Raw genomic sequence first — 19000 nt, 5'->3', positions numbered from 1 at the left:
TAAATAATTGTTAAAATCCAGTGGTCAATGACTTTCATCGCTTCCCTCTTCCAGCCTCAAACCTTTATTCATCAGATATCCTTATCCCGAACTGAAGTACCTTTTAAGTATATCTCCTCTTTTATTTTGCTTTACCCGTATCTGTAAGAGAATTCAGGAAAGCAATAATCTGTCTGATTTCTGCCGGGGTAAGATTCAGTTTATCCGGTGAAAGAGTTTGGTTTTTCATCTTTAAGCCAAGTCCTTCCCCTCCGCCTTCATTGTAAAAATCAAGAACTTCTTCCAGTGTACTGAAAGCGCCATTGTGGAAATACGGTCTGGTAAGAGCAATATTCCGTACAGTAACCGTTTTGAAGGAATAATCGTAGATCCACGACTTTTCTTTTTTTACCGGGCTGCCGGCTCTTCCCAGGTCTCTATCAAGCTCAACAGGAATCTGACTGACAGGCTTTGTAGTTACTCCTAAAACTTCAGACTCATTTTCATTAAAAAACGGGGGAACCAATCCTGAAAAATGGGGCGCAAAGTGGCAGGTTGCACAGTTCGCTTTTCCCATAAACAGATTGTAGCCTTTTTTTACCTCTTCTGAAATGTCTTTTTCATTTCTCATAAAACGGTCGAAATCGCTGTCAAAAGAATATAAGGAAGCCACATACGAACTCAGCGCTTTTGAAAAATTTTCCTTACTGATCTTTCCGTCTTTAAATGCGGAACGGAAAGCTTTTTTATATTCAGGTTTTGTTTTTAATTTTCTGATAATATCTTCGTAACTCGTATTAAATTCATCTTCATTATAGATAACGTGTTCAGCCTGCTGTTCCAGATAAAAGGCACGGAGATCGTAAAAAAACCTTTTGGCAAAAACCGCATTATAAAGTGACGGGGAATTCCTTAATACGGTTTTCCCCTCTACATTGCTTTCAGACTTAGTTTTAAGATCTGTGAAGGCATTTTCCGGAAGATGGCATGCAGCACAGCTCATTTTACCGTTTCCGCTTATGCTTCCGTCATAGAAGATGGCCTTTCCGAGATTACGGAGATCTGCATTATCTTCTGAAGATTTCAGCAATGTATAAAAATAAGGATCCAGAAAATCACTGTTAAAAAATCCTTTACTGCCAACATTCCAGCCTGAAAATTCTTTAAGATCATCCGTTCTGCCGTCCCATTTTCCCAATTCTTCATACAAAGGCTGTATATAGTTTTTATAAAACGCTATACGGTCAAATGTTTCAAAATCTGTATTCTTTGAAAGATAGCTGATACTTCCGGACAGGAGCTGATCTGCCTTCTGTACATTATAATTTCTGAAATAAGGATCATCATGAATATATTTTTTCATTCCTGTAAGGGCATGGGCAGCTTCTTCTGAAATATTCAGGGAACCCGGTGTATCAAATCCCGTAACGCCTAAAGTATAAATCCTTATCAGCTCTATACGCAGCGGAAGTGTTTTATTATTTCCTCTGCTTAATCCGTTCTTTACAGCACTCAGATAAAATCCGGAATAGCTGTTATATAAAAAGTCGGTGATCGTTTTGATCTTTTCTTTCTCCTCTTTGGCTTCTTCAGAGAAGATCAGTTCATCCAGAACCTGCAATCCCTCAGGAGGCAGGGTGTAAGCCGAGGTTCCTGCCGCTTCAATATGAAACAAAGGAGCAGCATTCAGGTGGGCTTTGGTAAATTCAGGATAATGATAGGCTATATAAAATTCAACCTCTTTGAATGAATTTCTGGTATTTTTAAGTGATTTCTGTAATTCTTCAAGAGACAGCCGGTCTTCTGAAAACCCGTAGACATCTGATTTCAGCTGTTCAAGCCTGGTTTTAAAGTCTGATAAACCTTTATTTACAAACGTAAGCTCATTCTTCACTCCTTTATCGGCAGGATTAAAGGACATAACAGCAAAACCGATCAGCAGGATCACAACAAACAGCGGGTAAGATCTCATGAATTTTTTAGCGGCAAAACTATCGATCGGATGTTATCTCAACTTTAATTACAGATTAAAAAATGTTTATATTTTAAATAGGAGATTTTTCACTACTTTTAAACCCCGAAATCAAAATTCATTATTCTTAAAGAAACCGGTATTCTGAATTGCCGGTAAAAATAATGGGGAAGGTTATTGGGAGAGGACATTTTTAATTAAATTCAAAAACATCAGAAACGAAAATAGCATTATGAAAACAAAATTATTGTTGGCCTTTGCAGCTGGTTTCCTTTCTCTTTCTGCTTTTTCACAGAAGAAACAGCAGGAAATGGCTGTGTATGCAGAGAAAAAAGGCAATGATTATTATCTGATCCGCCTGGAAAAAGATAAAGAGATTCCCAATGTATATGTTTATTCAAACGGAACCACCAAGCCTTATAAAAAATATGCCGAACTTAAAGATATTGTTATGGACTTCCCCGGAATGATGGAGTCTAACAACTCTACTAAGGAAGAACTGGTTTCTGTTCTTAAAAAAGGAGATCATTTTTACGAAATCACTTCCCAGAGAAAAGATCCTAAGGATTTTGAAAAAACAACTGTTACCGTATATGAAGTTATCCAGGGACAGAAAAGAATTGTGGAAGAATACGGCTCCATTTATGAACTGGTTTCATCTCCCTACAAAGAAGCGATTTTCATTAATTAAAATAAAAACAAAATATACATATTATGCTAAACAAACTTGCTGCCTCAGAACTTGTTCTGAATGAAGACGGAAGTGTATACCACCTGAATCTTTTACCTGAAGATATTGCAGATAAGATCATTCTTGTAGGAGATCCGGACAGAGTGGCAAAAGTTTCAACATACTTTGATAAGGTTGAAATCAAAAAAAATAAAAGAGAATTCTATACCCATACCGGAACCCTTCGCGGAGAAAGAATCACCGTAATGTCTACCGGTATCGGAACCGAAAACATCGATATCGTGATGAACGAGCTGGATGCGCTGGTAAACATTGATCTTAAAAATAAAGAATTCAAAACAGAACACAAATCCCTGGAATTATTCCGTATGGGAACCTGCGGAAGCGTAAATCCGGATGTACAGGTTGACAATATGCTTGTTACCCGGAATGTAGTTGGACTGGATGGTCTTATGCATTTCTACCAGGACTATAATTTCGAAAATGAATTCTCCAGAAGCTTCCTTGAAAAGTTCCCTTATGAAAGAATCAAGCCTATGCTTTACTTCTCGGACTGGGCAGAAGAACTTGGAGAATACTACAAAGACGCCAGATACCACGGAAACACGGCAACTTTCCCGGGGTTCTACGCTCCTCAGGGAAGACAGCTTCGTCTGAAAGCTGTGGATGACCAATTCCTGGAAACATTAAACGATCTCGGTATCACAAATTTTGAAATGGAAACTTCAGCGATTTATGCTCTTTCAAAATTATTGGGCCACAAAGCTATCACGGTAAACAACGTAATTGCCAACAGAAGACGCGGAGAGTTCTCAGCAGACCACCATGCTTCTGAAAAAAACCTGATTACCTGGGTGCTTGACAGAATCATTAAATAATTGCTCATGGGCCAGAATATTACTTGTCTGATCATCAATAAAAAGATTGATTTAGGGAAAGATGTCGTTCATTTCGAAGTGAATGGCTTCACCTTTGTTCCTTTCAATATGTCCTGTCCACATTTTGAGGGAATAGAAAACTTTGATCTGGCGAGCGATTATATCAAACACCTGGAATCTGAAGCCGATTTTGAAAGTTATCCATATAACCGGGACGATGATCACTGGGATGGGGATATTTTTAAAATGGTCAGAGATCATAAAATTGAAAGTTTTATCATTGAACACAGCTCTGAATGGGCAGATATACCTGTAGACTACTGTTTTATGCAGGTTCTCGATGACAAAATCATTAAAAATGCACTGGTATATAATGAAAGTCAGTTTGCCGGAAACAATTTTGAAAACATTAAAGAAGCCAAAAAGAACTTCGGCCTGAATTTCAACTGGCTTGACATGTATGACCTGTTTCATTCTTATCCCGTTTCGGACAGAGCTTATACTCTGGTTCAAGCAAAAAAATAATTTTCAGCAATTGAAATCTTATGACCTTACAGGCTCCAATCTGTAAGGTTTTTTTTATGTGTTTTTCGCGGGGGGGCTATAATATTGGGGTAATTTGTTGGATTTACGCAATGGAGCAAGGATTTTTTTATCATTATGCTGCTTTTAAGGCGCAAGAAAATCCAGGATTTTCAGCAAATTTTTCAGAACCGCAACCGACTATTTGAAGATTAAAAACAGCCGAAGGCTAATCTATCGCTTCATCGAATCAACGCAGTTGATTCTACTCTTTGCTCTCTGAAATCAACGGTATCAATCATCAACTTTGCGTTTATTTTTTTAATATTAATGAATTCGTTGTAAAAATATTTCCCACAGATCGCAAAGCTTTCGCAGATGATAATGATAGATTCTACCCAATTAATAAAAATCAGTGTATAAAATATTTTCAATCTCGCAGATTCCGCAGATTGAGCAGATTTTTGTTGGATTTACGCAATGGAGCAAGGATTTTTTTATCATTATGCTGCTTTTAAGGCGCAAGAAAATCCAGGATTTTCAGCAAATTTTTCAGAACCGCAACCGATTATTTTAAGATTAAAAACAGCCGAAGGCTAATCTATCGCTTCATCGAATCAACGCAGTTGATTCTACTCTTTGCTCTCTGAAATCAACGGTGTCAATCATCAACTTTGCGTTTATTTTTTTTTAACATTAATGAGTTCGTGGCAAAAATATTCTCATGCAAATCAAGCAGACATCAAGTCAATCTATTTTATTTTTTATTCTTCATGAAAATTACACGGATCAGGATAGGTGAATACAAAATCCAGATCAGAAACCAGTTTTGATGAAAGTATTTTCCGGCCTTCCGTTTTTATTTCTCCGGAAAACGGCAAGTTCTTCTGGGCATGGATCACAGCTGCCTTTGAGGGATGTAAAGGAGCCGTTACATTATAAAGTTTTCCTTCCGTCTTCAGCTCTTCCATTCTTACAATCAGAGAACAGATATCTGCATAATGAATATGGTTGACCGGAGCTTCCAAATTGGAAACATTATAATTTTTAAGAAGCCTGTTATCCCCCATCAGCCCTCCCAATCTCAGAACATTGGCTTGCGGATATTTATTTCTGATCATTCTTTCTCCTGAAACTGCATTTACCGGCAGATCATCTTCTGTAAATTTTTTTGGAAGGTCAGGATAAACGCCTGTGGTACTCATAACAAACAGCTGTCCTTTAAAATCTCCTATAAATGACAACAAATGCTGTATCCTATTATATAAAGAACTTACACAGCAGCTTTTCCCTGAAAGCGGAATTGTAATGATCAGAATATCCAGCTGACCGATGATCCCCCACTGTTTAATTTTCTCATCCAGCTGATAATCCGGAAAACCGGCCAGTGTTGCATTCAGCCCTTTAATGTTCAGCTCTGCAACTTTTTCCTCCGTAGTCGCCGTTGTATAAATAAGATGCGTGCCTGACAGCGATTCTGCAATTCTGGATCCGAGCCAGCCACAACCTATGATTCCTGCTTTTTTCATATTGAATACTGATTTCTGAAAATTTCAGATGGCAGACTGTCAGCTTTTTTTAAAAGCAGTATGAATTACGGAACATGAGTATTCCTCAATTTCACCTCTTCCAGCTTTCAGCCTGATATTAACAACGACAAAATTAACTCAATATCTTTTGGCAATCCCTATTTTACTCTAAAATCTTTCTATCACATTCATTACAAAAACGCCCTAACAACCGTTAGTCGTAAAACTACTACAAATTTCAAAATAGCATTCTATATTTTTTTTAATTGGGCGATAGGTTTTTATATTTGTCTCACTTGGAAGTGATTATTAAAATCAAAACAACACATTGTTTTACAATAAATTAAACCCCATTTAAACTAAATATTAATTTTATATTAACCTAGAAAAAACTATAATAACAAGCCATTTAAATCATTTGAAGAATGTACGATAAACCTCTTATAAAAGATATTTTCCTGCTTTAGCAGGTATCTTTTAGGAAGTAAACATAAATGTCTGACGCAGTTTTTCAGACTGCCAACTCTCTACACCAATCCAGAAAAAATATGTTATGTTTCAGAACAATAAATCTTCAAAAAATCCAGACCGGAAGTCCCTCAGCGAATTATCCGGCCTGGAAACTCCGGAAATACAGCAAACCGGAGAAACCGTAAAAAAGAGTCATCAAAAAATCAAAAAAACGGCAGAAACAGGAAATCAGGCTCTATCCTATGTCAATACCTTTATGAATCAGGCTTCACAGCCCAATACCTCTCTGGTAAGTGAAGGTAAAATATGGACACAGCAACCCACTTCTAAAATCCATAACGCAAGTGCCATCCCGAAAAGTGAAATCCTGGGAATCAACAGGGTGGTAAAACTTGATCTTATTATTGAAGGCAAAATCATTAAACACTTCAAGCATTTTAAACTGACGCAGTCTGCTGTAAAACATCATGAATTCAGTCTGACACTGGCCCACGACTCCCTGGGAAGCGCAGAAAACCACAACCTGGAACAGGCACAGGGATTTCTTGGAAAAAGAATAACGGTTGTTTTCAAATATAAAGATGTGGAAGACAGTCCGGAAAGAAATTTCGTGGGTGTGATTACCGAGGTAGGCTTCAGTCAGGATAAAGGAAGTCTCGGAAATATTATTCTCACGGGATACAGCCCTACTGTACTTTTGGATGCCGCACCCCATATCCAGAGTTTTGGCGGCAAGCAGGAAATCAGCCTGAACAGTATTGCCGATCAGGTCATTAAAGAAGGGCTTGGATCCAGTAAATTTGATTTCAGGGTAGATGCCCAGCATGGAAATATTTCATACAGTTCCCAATACGAAGAGACTCACTATAATTATCTTGCCAGAATAGCGGAAGCTTATGGCGAACAGTTTTATTATGATGGTGAAGTCCTTCACTTCGGGAAACTTCCACCTCAGGAATCCCCTGTTCAACTCGTGTATGGAAGCAGCGTGAATGATGTAAGGATCAGAATGAAAGCCCAGCACGTGAATCCTACCTTTTACGGCTACAACAGCAGCAAAAATGAAAAACTTATTACAGGCAGTTCCAAAATAAACCATCAGTCTGATATTGCCAAACGGGCCTATGAAATATCAGAAAAAACCTTCACTACACCTTCCCTGCGTGTAGCTCCCATCAAAGCATCCAGTTTTATGGATATTGATGCTTCACAAAAAGGCACGGCAGGCAGCAGGGCGGTAGATGTATTCGTTACTTCAGGAAGCACTACCGTTCCGTTTTTATATCCGGGATGTACCGCTGATATTGAAATGCGGAAATCAGACAGCAGCCAGACCGCTTATTTCACGAAGCTGATGATTACAGAAGTAAGCCATGAAGTAGATGCAAGAGGTTATTATACCGGAAACTTTGGAGCGATTGCCGCAGACACAGGATTTATGCCACGCCCAGAATTTCATGTTCCAAGAGCAGATCCGCAGTTTGGTAAGGTGATTTCCAATACAGACCCTTTAAACCAGGGCCGGGTACAGGTTCAGTTCGACTGGCAGAACGGTCCGGATACTACCGAATTCATCCGTGTGATGACTCCTGATGCGGGAAGCAGTGATAAAGTCAATAAAAACAGGGGATTCATGTCTGTTCCGGAGGTGGGTGATCAGGTTGTGGTGAATTTCGTTCATCAGCATCCCGACCGGCCTTTCGTAATGGGAGGAATGTTTCACGGCAGCATCGGCGCAGGCGGAGGAGCGGGAAATAATATCATGAGCTTCAGTGGAAGAAGCGGGGCGGAACTGAAATACGATAACGGAGCTGGATCCATGAATCTGAAAGATCAGGGAGGTGCGAATATGAATTTCGACGGAACCGGGAACGCAACCACCAATGCCAACAGCAATCACACAGTTAATGCCGGAAATACCAATGTAATCAACGTTGGCGGTAAAAAAGACTCTCCTCCTCAGTCTCTGTTGAAAATGGATGCGGCAGGGAATATCACCCTTGACGGAAAAACAAGCATCACACTTCAGGTAGGTGAAAATTCCATTACTATTTCAGGAGAGGGCATTACCGCCTCAGCAGGAAAAGGAAATATAGATAATACAGCATTAGCCGGAGCTTTAGGGATTGCCAGTATGGGGGGCGCTATGGATATTACAACAGATTCAGAGCTTACCATTACGGGCGGACCGACTGCCGTAATGTCTTCAGGCGACACCAATATTATGTAATTCTAAAGCATGAGTCATGGATGAATTAGAATACATTACCCTCAATGCCCTGATGATGTGCGACCAGGGAGCGGCTCCCGATTTCTTCAAGCCTACGTTTAACAAGAAGGTTAAGATTCACGGCTGCCTTGTCGCAACCAATATGGACACCATTCCTCTGATCAATATTCCCTCTTTTAAGATCTGTAAAATCAGCGGTGGTCCCTGCACTCCTACTACCATTCCTATGAGTTGGCAGGATACCTGGCAGGTAAAGATCAACGGAATCAATTCCCTGATCGGGAAAAGCACGTGCAGATGTCCCATAGGCGGTAAAATAGAGTTTATGACCAGCGGGCAGGTTCCTCTTCCCGATGATGCCGCACAGGAAGTAAAAGATATGCAGGACCAGGCACAACGGGAGCTTGACGACAGCGGACAGGGCAACAGTGTTGGGGAAGCAGGCCTTGTAGAAGGTATGATTCCTGTCTGGGGAAGCGGGCGCGACCTCATCAACGATATACAGACCGGAGATGTAGGCGGAAGCCTTATGAATGCAGGGTTTTTAATCTGGGATGTAGCATCCGTCGCGGTAGGTATTTTTTCCTTCGGAGCCGGAACGGTAGCTATGCAGGGCGCAAAAGCCGGATTGAAAGGCGCTATCAAAGCCGCAGCTAAGGCCATTTCTAAAGAAGCGCTGCAGCAGATGGGAAAAGCTGCGATGAAAAAGCTGAGTAAGGAAGCCTTAAAGAAAAGCGTGGATGATGTTGCCAAAAAATTACTTAAAACCTGTGTTTTTGCCTGTTTCCCGGCCGGAACCCCTGTGCATACCGAATATGGCATTAAGAATATTGAAGACATCCTCATCGGAGACCAGGTATGGGCTTATGATGAAGATACAGATACCATAGCCCTTCAGCCGGTGACTGATCTTATCATCAATGAGAGTGACCATACCATCAGTATTTATACGGAAGCTGAAGTGATTGAAACTACAGCAATACATCCTTTTTATACGGAAGAAGGCTGGAAAGATGCTTCAGAATTGGAACAGGGCGACCAAATATTAACGAAAGACCTTACTAAAATTACTGTTGAAAAAACAGAATATAGCTATGAACCTAAAAAAGTTTATAACTTTACGGTAGCCCATTTTCATACGTATTTTGTAGGGCTGCTTGCGTGGCTGGTTCATAATTCGGGAAAATGTTTGTCAAATGTTGTTAAAAAAATTTCTAATCGACTTAAATATCTTGGAAAAACACCAGGTAAAGCAAGCAAAACCGGTCGAGAAGTTTTTGATAGAATGCTCAAGGGCAAGCCTCCAACGGCTAGGATTGAAGACGAATTTGGAAATGCTGTAAAAGAATTTTGGGACGATGGAAATAAAGTTTGGAGAGATATAAAAGAAGCAGATATGGGACACATAGATGATGCTGTAAGCTGGTGGAATAAAACAGGCCGGCACTATGGGGCAAAATCAAAAGAAGTAAGAGAATGGATGTTAGATAGTAAAAACTATGTTTTAGAATATTATAAGACCAATAGAAGCAAAGGAGCAAAACTTCTTGAGCAATATTTACCTCCATTAAAATAAATTTATTATTAATATTAAAAAAATAAACATGGCAGTATTAGAAGCAGAAAAGTATAATAATGTAATTGATTTTGGAAAAAAAGCAATTAGCAGTTTAAAAGAAAATAATCTTGACCGGTTTTCAGTATTAGCTGAAGAAGGATGGAACTGTTTTCCAGAACCAAAAAACAATTGGAACCAAGGATACAATTATGCAAAAATGGTTTACAAAGGCTTTTTTAGCCATAAACAATTTGACCAGGCAAAGATTTGGTTGAATAGAATGATAGAAAACAATAATACTCTTAACTTATTTGATGAAGATGTTTGGTTTGAAACAGCAAAGTATCAATTTGAAACAGCTGATTATAAAGAATCATATAACAAATTAAAACAGGTAGTAGAAGTCGCAGGTTTCAGATATTTTGAAAATGAAGATCCAAAGTATCTTGAATTTTATAAAAATCCTGAAAAATATTTTGAATGATGAGTATGGAATTGTCTGATGAAAAATATGAAATGATAATGGAATCTTTAGAAAAGGGAGATTTCCTTGTAGATAGAGGGATGTTAAAAGAAGCGCTAAAAAAATACATTGAAGCTTTAGAACATATACCAACACCTAAAAATGATTATGAAATAGCATTGCATGTTTACACAGCATTAGGAGATTGCTATTTTAACCTGAAAGATTTTCAAAACTCCTGCAATAATTATAATGAAGCTCTTAAATGCCCTGATGGCTTAAGCCATGGCTATATATGGTTAGGTTTAGGTGAATCATATTTTGAACTTCATGAAGAAAGTAAGGCTCAGGATGCTTTAATGAGTGCCTATATGTTGGAAGGAAAAGAGATATTTAATGGTGAAGAAGACAAATATTTTGATCTGATAAAACCAGGTATTTAGAGACTTATCTACAAAATGAAACACCAAGATAATTGCCAGCAATAAAAGGATTCAAACTATTATTGTGCAGGAAATAACATATAATATTTATAATGATGTTGCTTTAAAAATCTTAAATGATGAAGTAGCCTTAAAGAGAATAAGAATAAAGTTTGAAGATGAATCAAGTAAATCGGTATTGAAAGAAAATACTTCATCTCCGCTTGCTTGGGCTCAATATGCACATGCAAATAATTCATGGTATCCTATCACTATTTTTAACAATAATATACCAGAAATTTGTATAAGTTATGGTTCTGAATATATTGTTGTTTCTTTTCCTGATAAGAGATTATTTGAGATCATGAGTTTAACTTATAAAAAAGTTGATGAAAACAGATTGTTTCTTATGAAGATTTATTTAAGAAAATATAATGGCATTGCACAAAAGCCACTGAAAATCTGAAAAAACTCTAAGCCACTACCCAACCCAATCCCACCAAATCCAAAATGAACATTTCAAAATCCATATTCGGTGAAAATATTCCGCTTCTTCAGTTGGAAAACTTCACACAGTCCTACACGCTGAATGTTGAAAATACTTTTCTGATGGGAAAAGAAAATCCACCCGTTTCTCTGCAAACCGCTTCCAGTCTTGTCATTAAACAGGAAAAAGAAAATGATTTTCTGTATAATACCATTGAATTAACCCATATCACCGGAGATACGGAAAATGACACCATGAAGCCGTTGCTGCTTCAGAGCCTTGCGCTTGCAGACATTTCAAAAAGCCTTTGCATTAAAAGAAATAAGGATGGAAAAATCCTTTCCGCAAAGAAAAAAGAGAATCTCCGGAAAGACTGGGAATTATGGAAACAGGAAAAGCTTTCCTCTGTTTTTCCGGAAGAAAAAGACCGGAATACTTTTATTTCCAATTATGAAAAAGGCCTGGAAGATTTTGATGCGGCAATCAGGAAAAATTTACAGTATATTCTCCTGCTTCCCGAAATATACAGCCTCATTTTCCCACCGAATCAGCATTTTGTATTTCTGTCCGGGCCATTTCAGTTCAGTTCAAGGCTGGCAGGCGGAACGGAGTATATCTATCAGCTGAAACTTGTAAAACTGGATGAGGAAAAAGATATACTTTCAGCAGAACTTCATTCTGTTCTCAATAACGAAAACGATCTGTTCAGGAATCATCTGAAAAAGCTTTATGAAAGCAATCCCGGATTTTCCATCGATCAGTTTGAGTTCAGCATCAGGATCAGATATACCTTTGAAAAATCAACTTCCAGAATTATTCAGGCTGAACTTTATCTCACGGAAAAAATGCATGACCATCTGGCTTATACGATCGGGATGAAACTGGAATCAATATAAAAGAAATCTTCCCGATCATCCCCTTCGATTTTATGACGGTTTTCAGAATCTATAACTAAAATCAGCTTCCAGTCTTTTATGATTTCAGGTTAAAACTCATTAATCATCACATAGAAATGTGTAGAATAAAGGCTTTCCGGGCTTCCTGAAATATTCGTAAGATTAATGGTAATACTTGAAACAGAGGTCATTCTTGGGTTGGAGATCGAAAAAGAAGAGTTTCCGGCAAAATCTCCGGCTGGAGAAACTATGATGGCGGCTCTTGTAGAACCAGGCTGCAGATTGGCAGGAACCGGGATTTCCATGGTTACGGATTTCCCTGCCGGAAGATTGTTTACGGAAACCGAAGGCCATGTTTCAAAGCTGATCTGGTTCTTCTGTACACTTCCTCTTTCACCTACTTTATAGGATCCGTTCACATCCAGTTTTGCAGAAGTATTGGGAGTTCCTGTTCCAATTCCCACATTGGCATTCCCGTTTCCGATAATGATGGCATTTGCCTGGGACGTAGAAGCTCCATAGCCTATTGCCGTAGAAAACTGTCCCAGTGCCTGAGCTCCCGATCCTACTGCCGTAGAATTCTGATTATTGGTCTGTGTATTATATCCTACTGCTGTTTCACTGTTCGAAGCTGTTTTCGCATTATATCCGACTGCCGTAGACTGAAAACCTGATGCGGCCGAGTTTTTCCCCAAAGCAGTAGCATCATTTGTGGTTGTTTTCGCATTATATCCCAGAGCAACAGACTGGAAACCTGATGCGTCAGCGTTATTTCCTATTGCCGTAGCCTCATTTACGGTAACTTTAGCGTTATACCCCACTGCTGTTGACTGATATCCTGAAATTTTTGAGTTGGCTCCCAAAGCCACAGACTCATTGGCGGTTACCGAAGTATTGGTTCCGATGGCAATTCCCTGGTAGGCACTACTGGAATTTCCCAGAGCAATACCATTCTGGGAGGCATTCGCATTGGTCCCGAAACTTACAGAATTGTTTACCCCTAATCTTCCTACCGAAACTGAATTTACTTTAAACACAAGGTCATCAGAAGTATTGGTTCCCAGAGAAAGATTCGTATTCGCCCCTCCGGAATTTCCGCTGTTGGATGCTGAATTGTTCCATGCAGACATAGGCGTAATCCCTCCTCCTCCGTTTGATCCGTTTCCGTTATTTCCGGAAGTTGTAGAAAGCATATTCCATTTGGAAGCATTCCAGTAATAAAACCCTTTTTCAGCTAAAGCTCCGCTGCCATTATTCCATACAATAAGCCCGTCCGCAGGATTCTGAATGGTTGTACGGTCCGTTAATGAAACCAACGCCACACTTGGCAGCAATATTCCTTTATCTTTTGAACTGATCTGAAGCATTGCGGAAGAATCAGGGCTTGAAGTCCCTATCCCCACCTGAGCCTTTGAAAAAACAGAGATTAGCAAAAAGACAAAGAAAGGCGAAAGTTTACATTTTCTGAACATCGTATTGTTTTTGTTTATTTTGAAGGGTGCAAATATACGAATTTTTCAATAAAACAATAATTATTTTGAAAATTCAATAATAAAGACACCTTTGAGTGAGTAAAAACACAGTTAATCACAATAAAATGAAACATTTCAAACCTTTAGACACCCGAAAAACGGCTTTATAAGCTATTTTAAGCAGGATTAAACTTAAAAAAACCTAAAAATAAATTACATTATTCTCAATAAAATTCACCAAAAATTGAGTAAAACAAAATTTATCACCATCTGATGAAACAGTTTTTTAGATGATCATTCACCATTCCGGTTGCCTGCATGTGAGCGTACACCACAGTTGATCCCATAAACTTAAACCCACGCTTTTTAAGATCTTTCGCCAAAGCATCAGAAATTTCCGTTACTGCCGGAATATCAGATAATGTTTCAGGAACGTTATCTATGGGCTTTCCTCCTGTAAAACCCCAGATATACTCAGAAAAGCTTCCGAACTCTTCCTGTACTTCCATAAACCGCTGTGCATTGTTTACGGTTGCTTTTATTTTAAGTCTGTTCCTTATAATTCCGGGGTCCAGCATGAGTGTCTCCGTTTTTTCTTCAGAATAAAGGGCTATTTTCCGATAATCAAAATCATCAAAGGCTTTCCTGAAATTCTCCCGTTTGGAAAGAACCGTATACCAGCTCAATCCTGCCTGGAAACTTTCAAGAACGAGAAATTCAAAAATAGTATGATCATCAAAAACAGGTTTTCCCCATTCTTCATCGTGGTATTTGCGGTAGAGATCGTCTTTCTCACACCATCCGCAGCGAATTTTTTCCATAGAGTTTTATTTTATCATAAACCTGAGCCCGGGGTATAAAATCAGGAAACCGGAAAGAGGCCGGAAGTTATTAACCTAAGTATTAAAAGCCATTTCCAACGGTATAAATCAAAATTTATTCTCCCGCACTGAGGTTACTAAAGATACATCCGATTGAGAAAAGAATAACAAAAGATTAAGAAAAATTTAACAGTGTTCCTATGTTTTAGGAATGGTTCTTGTTTATTTATTACCACACAACAAAATATTTTACATTATGAACAATTCAGAATACAACAAAGCGGAAAATGCAGTTAATAACACAGAAAACTCATTAAAAAATGCAGCAGATAATGCAAAGTGGAAAATTGAGGAGCTGGCGGATAAGGCAAAGGAGTATATCAATGAAAAACGGGCCAATGATGAGGAGGCAAAGCAGGAAGACTGGTTGGACAGGGTGAAAAATAATGTTTCGGATGCATGGGATGATATTAAAGATAAAGCTAATGATGCATGGGAAAAAACCAAAGATGCAGCTGAAGATGTGAAAGCGGAATGGAACAAGAAAACCAATTAAAATTTCAGTCATATAAATATTTTCAAGAAAATGGAGCTTTAAATTGATAAGGCTCCATTTTTATTATGCCCCAAACACAAATTATTGCTACATTTGTAGGAATATAAACATTAAAGAATTATGTCATACGGTTTACTTAAAGGCAAAAAGGGAATTATTTTTGGTGCCCTTAATGAACAATCTATCGCATGGAAAGTTGCTGAAAGATGCCATGAAGAAGGAGCTGAATTTATCCTTTCTAATGCTCCTATCGCAATGAGAATGGGAGAATTGAATGCTTTAGCTGAAAAAACAGGATCTGAAGTAATTGGAGCAGATGCCACTTCTGTAGAAGATCTTGAAAAACTTTTTGATGCCGCTGTTGCTAAATTTGGTAAAATAGACTTCATCCTTCACTCTATCGGAATGTCCGTGAATGTAAGAAAAGGAAAACACTATACAGAAATGAATTACGACTGGTTGGAAAAAGGATGGGATGTTTCCGCGGTTTCTTTCCACAAAGTAATGCGTGTAGCATGGGAAAAAGACTGTATGAACGAATGGGGAAGCATTCTGGCCCTGACGTATATTGCAGCCCAGAGAACATTCCCGGATTACAACGATATGTCTGACAACAAAGCTTATCTGGAAAGTATTGCAAGAACTTTCGGAAACTATTGGGGAGAAAGAAAAGTACGTGTAAATACGGTTTCCCAGTCTCCTACAATGACTACTGCAGGTAGCGGTGTGAAAGGTTTCGGAGGATTCCTGGGATACGCTGAAGATATGTCTCCTCTAGGAAATGCTACCGCCCTGGAGTGTGCAGATTACTGTGTTACTCTTTTCTCTGATCTTACCCGAAAAGTAACGATGCAGAACCTTTTCCACGACGGAGGCTTCAGCAGTTCAGGGGTAACTCAGAAAGTGATTAATAAATATAATATTGAAGGCTAATCAGCCATTCCTATTTTTAATAAAACAAAGAGGTCGTCTTCACAGATGACCTCTTATTTTTGAAGAAAATTCTATATGGTCTTAAATGAAAGTTTTCAATTTACCATTTTAAAGGGTTTCTCTCGAATAATTAATATTTAATTGCCTGCTTCTGCAAAATATGAAAAAAATAAACGCAAAGTTGATGATTAATACCGTTGATTTCAGGTTCTAAAAAAACTTGCTGAAAATCTTGGATTTTCTTGCGCCTTAAAAGCAGCATAATGATAACAAGAACCTTGCTCCATTGCGTAAATCCAACAAAAATCTGCTCAATCAGCAGGATCTGCGAGATTGAAAATATTTTATACACTGATTTTTATTAATTGAGTAAAATCTATCATTATCGTCTGTGAAATGCGCGGAATCTGTGGAAATATTTTTACCTCGAATTCATTAATGTTAAAAAATAAACGCAAAGTTCATGATTGATACCGTTGATTTCAGGGGGCAAAGAGTAGAATCAACTCCGTTGATTCAATGAAGCGGTGATTAGCCTTCGGCGGTTTTAATCTTCAAATAATCAGTTGCAGTTCTAAAAAAATTGCTGAAAATCCAGGATTTTCTTGCGCCTTAAAAGCGGTATGATAATAAAAAAAAACTTGCTCCATTGCGTAAATCCAACAAAGAATCTGCTCAATCTGCAGAATCTGCGAGATTGAAAATATTTTATACACTGATTTTTATTAATTGGGTAAAATCTATCATTATCGTCTGTGAAATGCGCGGAATCTGTGGAAATATTTTTACCTCGAATTCATTAATGTTAAAAAATAAACGCAAAGTTCATGATTGATACCGTTGATTTCAGGGGGCAAAGAGTAGAATCAACTCCGTTGATTCAATGAAGCGGTGATTAGCCTTCGGCGGTTTTAATCTTCAAATAATCGGTTGCGGTTCTAAAAAAATTGCTGAAAATCCTGGATTTTCTGGCGCCTTAAAAGCGGTATGATAATAAAAAAATCCTTGCTTCATTGCGTAAATCCAACAAAAATCTGCTCAATCTGCAGAATCTGCGAGATTGAAAATATTTTATACACTGATTTTTATTAATTGGGTAAAATATATCATTATCGTCTGTGAAATGCGCGGAATCTGTGGGAAATATTTTTACCTCGAATTCATTAATATTAAAAAAATAAACGCAAAGTTCATGATTGACACCGTTGATTTCAGGGGGCAAAGAGTAGAATCAACTCCGTTGATTCGATGAAGCAAAGGATTAGCCTTCGGCTGTTTTTAATCTTAAAATAATCGGTTGCGGTTCTAAAAAAATTGCTGAAAATCCTGGATTTTCTGGCGCCTTAAAAGCAGCATAATGATAAAAAAATCCTTGCTCCATTGCGTAAATCCAACAAAAATCTGCTCAATCTGCAGAATCTGCGAGATTGAAAATATTTTATACACTGATTTTTATTAATTGGGTAGAATCTATCATTATCGTCTGTGAAATGCGCGGAATCTGTGGGAAACTTTAGATTTACCATAAAAAAAGACTGACTTCGAAAAGCCAGCCTGTAAAAAAATAATCAATATGAAGTTTATATAATTACGGTCTGTATAGAATGTGCCGGAGCAGACAGTTTTGCAGACATTCCTTCAATCCACAGATTGGTTTCAATATCATTATCGGAATCATTCATAATTACGGTCACCAGCTGTCCGTTTTCATTCATAAAAGTCGTTGAAGTCAAAGCTGCCCTGTTAGAAGAACTTCCGATTCTCTGTGCGTTCGGCTTGATGAATTTTGAAACATGCCCTACATAATAATATTCGTAGGTATAATGTACTTCACCTGTTTTGGTATCGGCAATAATAGGTGCAAAGCAGAAGTTTCCGACGTGGTTCGGGCCTCCCGTTTCATCCAGAAGCACGTTCCAGTCTGTCCATAAAGCGGTTCCCTTATTGAAATCATTCAGCATATTTCTTCCGTAAAGCTCACCAAGACTTACATCGTAAATCCTTGACATGCTGAACTGTTCTTTACAGCCTTCCGTGAAAGCCAGGAATTTGTCGGGAAATGCTCTCTGGATTTCCGCTAAATTATCAAACAGCTGGGTTTTGTTATTCCAGGTTTCATACCAGTGGTACCCGATTCCGTGAGCATATTTTGATGTTTCAGGATCACTTAAAGTGGTGGTTGCCCTCTGGTAGATAAGATCCCTGTTATGGTCCCAGATCATGACTTTTTTATCTTTATAGCCGTTTTTCCAGAGTGTGGGTCCCAGATTGTTTTTAAGGAAATCTCCTTCTTCCTCCGCGGAATAGATGCAGGATTCCCAGGTTTGCGTAGCCATCGGCTCATTCTGAATGGTCAGGCCCCAGATATTAATTCCTCTTTTTTCATATTCTTTCATGAATTTAATATAATAATCGGCCCAGGTCTGGTAATACCGGTTTTCCAGCCTTCCTCCTTTGAACAGGCTTTTGTTGGACTTCATCCATGCCGGCGGACTCCAGGGTGAAAAATAGAATGTAAAATCTTTCCCAATTGCCTTCTGAGCTTCTTTGATCATCGGGATCTTGTACTTTTCATCATGGGCGATACTGAACGACTTCAGAGAAGTATCGTTATCCGTTACATAAGTATAGGAATCACTGGAAAAATCACAGGAATTCATATTGGTACGGACTACGGTGTATCCCAGACCGTTTTTTCCGAAATAAGCATCAATGATCTCTTTCTGCTTATCTTTAGGCATTTTGTAAAATGTTTCTGCAGAAGCATCGGTAACCGCCCCTCCTATCCCGATCAGTTTCTGATATCTGAAATCAGGATCTACAAAAATACAGGCATCCGTTTCTTTCGGCTGTCCGAATTTTTCAAATTTCACGGTTCCTTTGTCTGCCATTTTCTCGCTGGTTCTGGAATTGGTCAGAATCACCTTAGCCGTTTTTCCTGCATTTTTCTTCCAGTAGTTCTGTGCGTTCACGTTCAAGACAGCTCCTGCTGCCAGACAGCTTACGATTAGTTTTTTCATATCTTTCTCTCTTTTCGGACGAATTGTCCTCGCTTCATTATTTTTAATTTATCAACAGGCCAAAACCTATTTTCTCCATGTATTCCGCAGACTTTAAAAT

At 38.5% G+C, this 19000-nt stretch carries 16 protein-coding genes; 11 read left to right on the top strand and 5 right to left on the bottom strand.

Features of this window, described 5'->3' with window-relative positions:
• Positions 1–121 precede the first annotated feature (121 nt).
• On the bottom strand, positions 122–1951 hold the full coding sequence (locus AC106S_RS20165) for a cytochrome-c peroxidase (RefSeq protein ID WP_482441473.1): 1830 nt from the start codon (positions 1949–1951) through the stop codon (positions 122–124).
• Positions 1952–2183: 232 nt separating this feature from the next.
• Here AC106S_RS20165 and AC106S_RS20160 point away from each other — a divergent pair, with 232 nt between their 5' ends.
• From AC106S_RS20160 to AC106S_RS20150, 3 genes are read left to right on the top strand one after another with little or no spacing between them, the layout of a single operon-like run.
• Positions 2184–2642, top strand: coding sequence for a hypothetical protein (locus AC106S_RS20160; RefSeq protein ID WP_482441471.1), 459 nt, complete (start codon positions 2184–2186; stop codon positions 2640–2642).
• Between the two features lie 23 nt (positions 2643–2665).
• Complete coding sequence (locus AC106S_RS20155; RefSeq protein WP_482441469.1) at positions 2666–3520, top strand: nucleoside phosphorylase; 855 nt, start codon at positions 2666–2668, stop codon at positions 3518–3520.
• A 6-nt stretch (positions 3521–3526) separates the two neighbouring features.
• Complete coding sequence (locus AC106S_RS20150) at positions 3527–4045, top strand: hypothetical protein (protein ID WP_482441468.1); 519 nt, start codon at positions 3527–3529, stop codon at positions 4043–4045.
• A gap of 761 nt (positions 4046–4806) precedes the next feature.
• On the opposite strand, the gene AC106S_RS20145 is transcribed toward AC106S_RS20150, so the two are convergent.
• Positions 4807–5571, bottom strand: a complete 765-nt coding sequence (locus AC106S_RS20145; RefSeq protein WP_482441467.1) for a Rossmann-fold NAD(P)-binding domain-containing protein — start codon at positions 5569–5571, stop codon at positions 4807–4809.
• A 553-nt stretch (positions 5572–6124) separates the two neighbouring features.
• Here AC106S_RS20145 and AC106S_RS20140 point away from each other — a divergent pair.
• The 6 genes from AC106S_RS20140 to AC106S_RS20115 all read left to right on the top strand — a co-directional run bounded on the left by AC106S_RS20140 (position 6125) and on the right by AC106S_RS20115 (position 12098).
• On the top strand, positions 6125–8272 hold the full coding sequence (locus AC106S_RS20140; RefSeq protein ID WP_482441465.1) for a type VI secretion system Vgr family protein: 2148 nt from the start codon (positions 6125–6127) through the stop codon (positions 8270–8272).
• Between the two features lie 16 nt (positions 8273–8288).
• Positions 8289–9848: a polymorphic toxin-type HINT domain-containing protein gene (locus AC106S_RS20135; protein WP_482441464.1), complete on the top strand. Its 1560-nt coding sequence runs from the start codon at positions 8289–8291 to the stop codon at positions 9846–9848.
• 28 nt (positions 9849–9876) lie between these two features.
• Entirely contained in the window at positions 9877–10314 is a 438-nt protein-coding gene (locus AC106S_RS20130) for a hypothetical protein (RefSeq protein WP_482441462.1), read from the top strand.
• Positions 10311–10736, top strand: coding sequence for a tetratricopeptide repeat protein (locus tag AC106S_RS20125; protein ID WP_482441460.1), 426 nt, complete (start codon positions 10311–10313; stop codon positions 10734–10736). Before AC106S_RS20130 ends, AC106S_RS20125 begins: the two co-directional genes overlap by 4 nt.
• 64 nt (positions 10737–10800) lie before the next feature.
• Positions 10801–11181, top strand: a complete 381-nt coding sequence (locus AC106S_RS20120; protein ID WP_482441459.1) for a hypothetical protein — start codon at positions 10801–10803, stop codon at positions 11179–11181.
• Between the two features lie 44 nt (positions 11182–11225).
• A complete protein-coding gene (locus tag AC106S_RS20115) occupies positions 11226–12098 on the top strand; it encodes a hypothetical protein (protein WP_482441457.1) in 873 nt (290 codons plus the stop codon).
• A gap of 89 nt (positions 12099–12187) precedes the next feature.
• Here AC106S_RS20115 and AC106S_RS20110 read toward each other — a convergent pair whose 3' ends face one another.
• Both AC106S_RS20110 and AC106S_RS20105 read right to left on the bottom strand, forming a co-directional pair.
• Positions 12188–13570, bottom strand: coding sequence for a hypothetical protein (locus AC106S_RS20110; protein WP_482441456.1), 1383 nt, complete (start codon positions 13568–13570; stop codon positions 12188–12190).
• Between the two features lie 263 nt (positions 13571–13833).
• Positions 13834–14391 carry a DNA-3-methyladenine glycosylase I gene (locus AC106S_RS20105; protein WP_482441455.1) on the bottom strand — a complete coding sequence of 186 codons (558 nt, stop codon included), beginning with the start codon at positions 14389–14391 and terminating at the stop codon, positions 13834–13836.
• Between the two features lie 256 nt (positions 14392–14647).
• Between AC106S_RS20105 and AC106S_RS20100 the strand changes: the two genes are divergently transcribed.
• Both AC106S_RS20100 and AC106S_RS20095 read left to right on the top strand, forming a co-directional pair.
• A complete protein-coding gene (locus AC106S_RS20100) occupies positions 14648–14947 on the top strand; it encodes a hypothetical protein (protein WP_482441454.1) in 300 nt (99 codons plus the stop codon).
• Between the two features lie 120 nt (positions 14948–15067).
• On the top strand, positions 15068–15880 hold the full coding sequence (locus AC106S_RS20095; protein WP_482441453.1) for an enoyl-ACP reductase FabI: 813 nt from the start codon (positions 15068–15070) through the stop codon (positions 15878–15880).
• 1580 nt (positions 15881–17460) lie between these two features.
• Here the strand turns inward: AC106S_RS20095 and AC106S_RS20090 are convergent.
• On the bottom strand, positions 17461–18900 hold the full coding sequence (locus AC106S_RS20090; RefSeq protein WP_482441452.1) for a glycoside hydrolase family 30 protein: 1440 nt from the start codon (positions 18898–18900) through the stop codon (positions 17461–17463).
• Positions 18901–19000 lie beyond the last annotated feature (100 nt).

This window comes from Chryseobacterium sp. FR054, from assembly GCF_056844565.1.
The sequence above is the reverse complement of the archived record's forward strand: the minus strand, read 5'-3'. Positions and strand labels throughout refer to the sequence as shown.

Excerpts from the sequence above, each read along its gene's own strand:
- AC106S_RS20125 (WP_482441460.1), top strand. The coding sequence starts at position 10,311 with ATGATGAGTATGGAATTGTCTGATGAAAAATATGAAATGATAATGGAA.
- AC106S_RS20110 (WP_482441456.1), bottom strand. The coding sequence starts at position 13,570 with ATGTTCAGAAAATGTAAACTTTCGCCTTTCTTTGTCTTTTTGCTAATC.
- AC106S_RS20090 (WP_482441452.1), bottom strand. The coding sequence starts at position 18,900 with ATGAAAAAACTAATCGTAAGCTGTCTGGCAGCAGGAGCTGTCTTGAAC.
- AC106S_RS20115 (WP_482441457.1), top strand. The coding sequence starts at position 11,226 with ATGAACATTTCAAAATCCATATTCGGTGAAAATATTCCGCTTCTTCAG.
- AC106S_RS20145 (WP_482441467.1), bottom strand. The coding sequence starts at position 5,571 with ATGAAAAAAGCAGGAATCATAGGTTGTGGCTGGCTCGGATCCAGAATT.
- AC106S_RS20135 (WP_482441464.1), top strand. The coding sequence starts at position 8,289 with ATGGATGAATTAGAATACATTACCCTCAATGCCCTGATGATGTGCGAC.
- AC106S_RS20140 (WP_482441465.1), top strand. The coding sequence starts at position 6,125 with ATGTTTCAGAACAATAAATCTTCAAAAAATCCAGACCGGAAGTCCCTC.
- AC106S_RS20160 (WP_482441471.1), top strand. The coding sequence starts at position 2,184 with ATGAAAACAAAATTATTGTTGGCCTTTGCAGCTGGTTTCCTTTCTCTT.
- AC106S_RS20105 (WP_482441455.1), bottom strand. The coding sequence starts at position 14,391 with ATGGAAAAAATTCGCTGCGGATGGTGTGAGAAAGACGATCTCTACCGC.
- AC106S_RS20100 (WP_482441454.1), top strand. The coding sequence starts at position 14,648 with ATGAACAATTCAGAATACAACAAAGCGGAAAATGCAGTTAATAACACA.
- AC106S_RS20150 (WP_482441468.1), top strand. The coding sequence starts at position 3,527 with ATGGGCCAGAATATTACTTGTCTGATCATCAATAAAAAGATTGATTTA.
- AC106S_RS20095 (WP_482441453.1), top strand. The coding sequence starts at position 15,068 with ATGTCATACGGTTTACTTAAAGGCAAAAAGGGAATTATTTTTGGTGCC.
- AC106S_RS20130 (WP_482441462.1), top strand. The coding sequence starts at position 9,877 with ATGGCAGTATTAGAAGCAGAAAAGTATAATAATGTAATTGATTTTGGA.
- AC106S_RS20165 (WP_482441473.1), bottom strand. The coding sequence starts at position 1,951 with ATGAGATCTTACCCGCTGTTTGTTGTGATCCTGCTGATCGGTTTTGCT.
- AC106S_RS20155 (WP_482441469.1), top strand. The coding sequence starts at position 2,666 with ATGCTAAACAAACTTGCTGCCTCAGAACTTGTTCTGAATGAAGACGGA.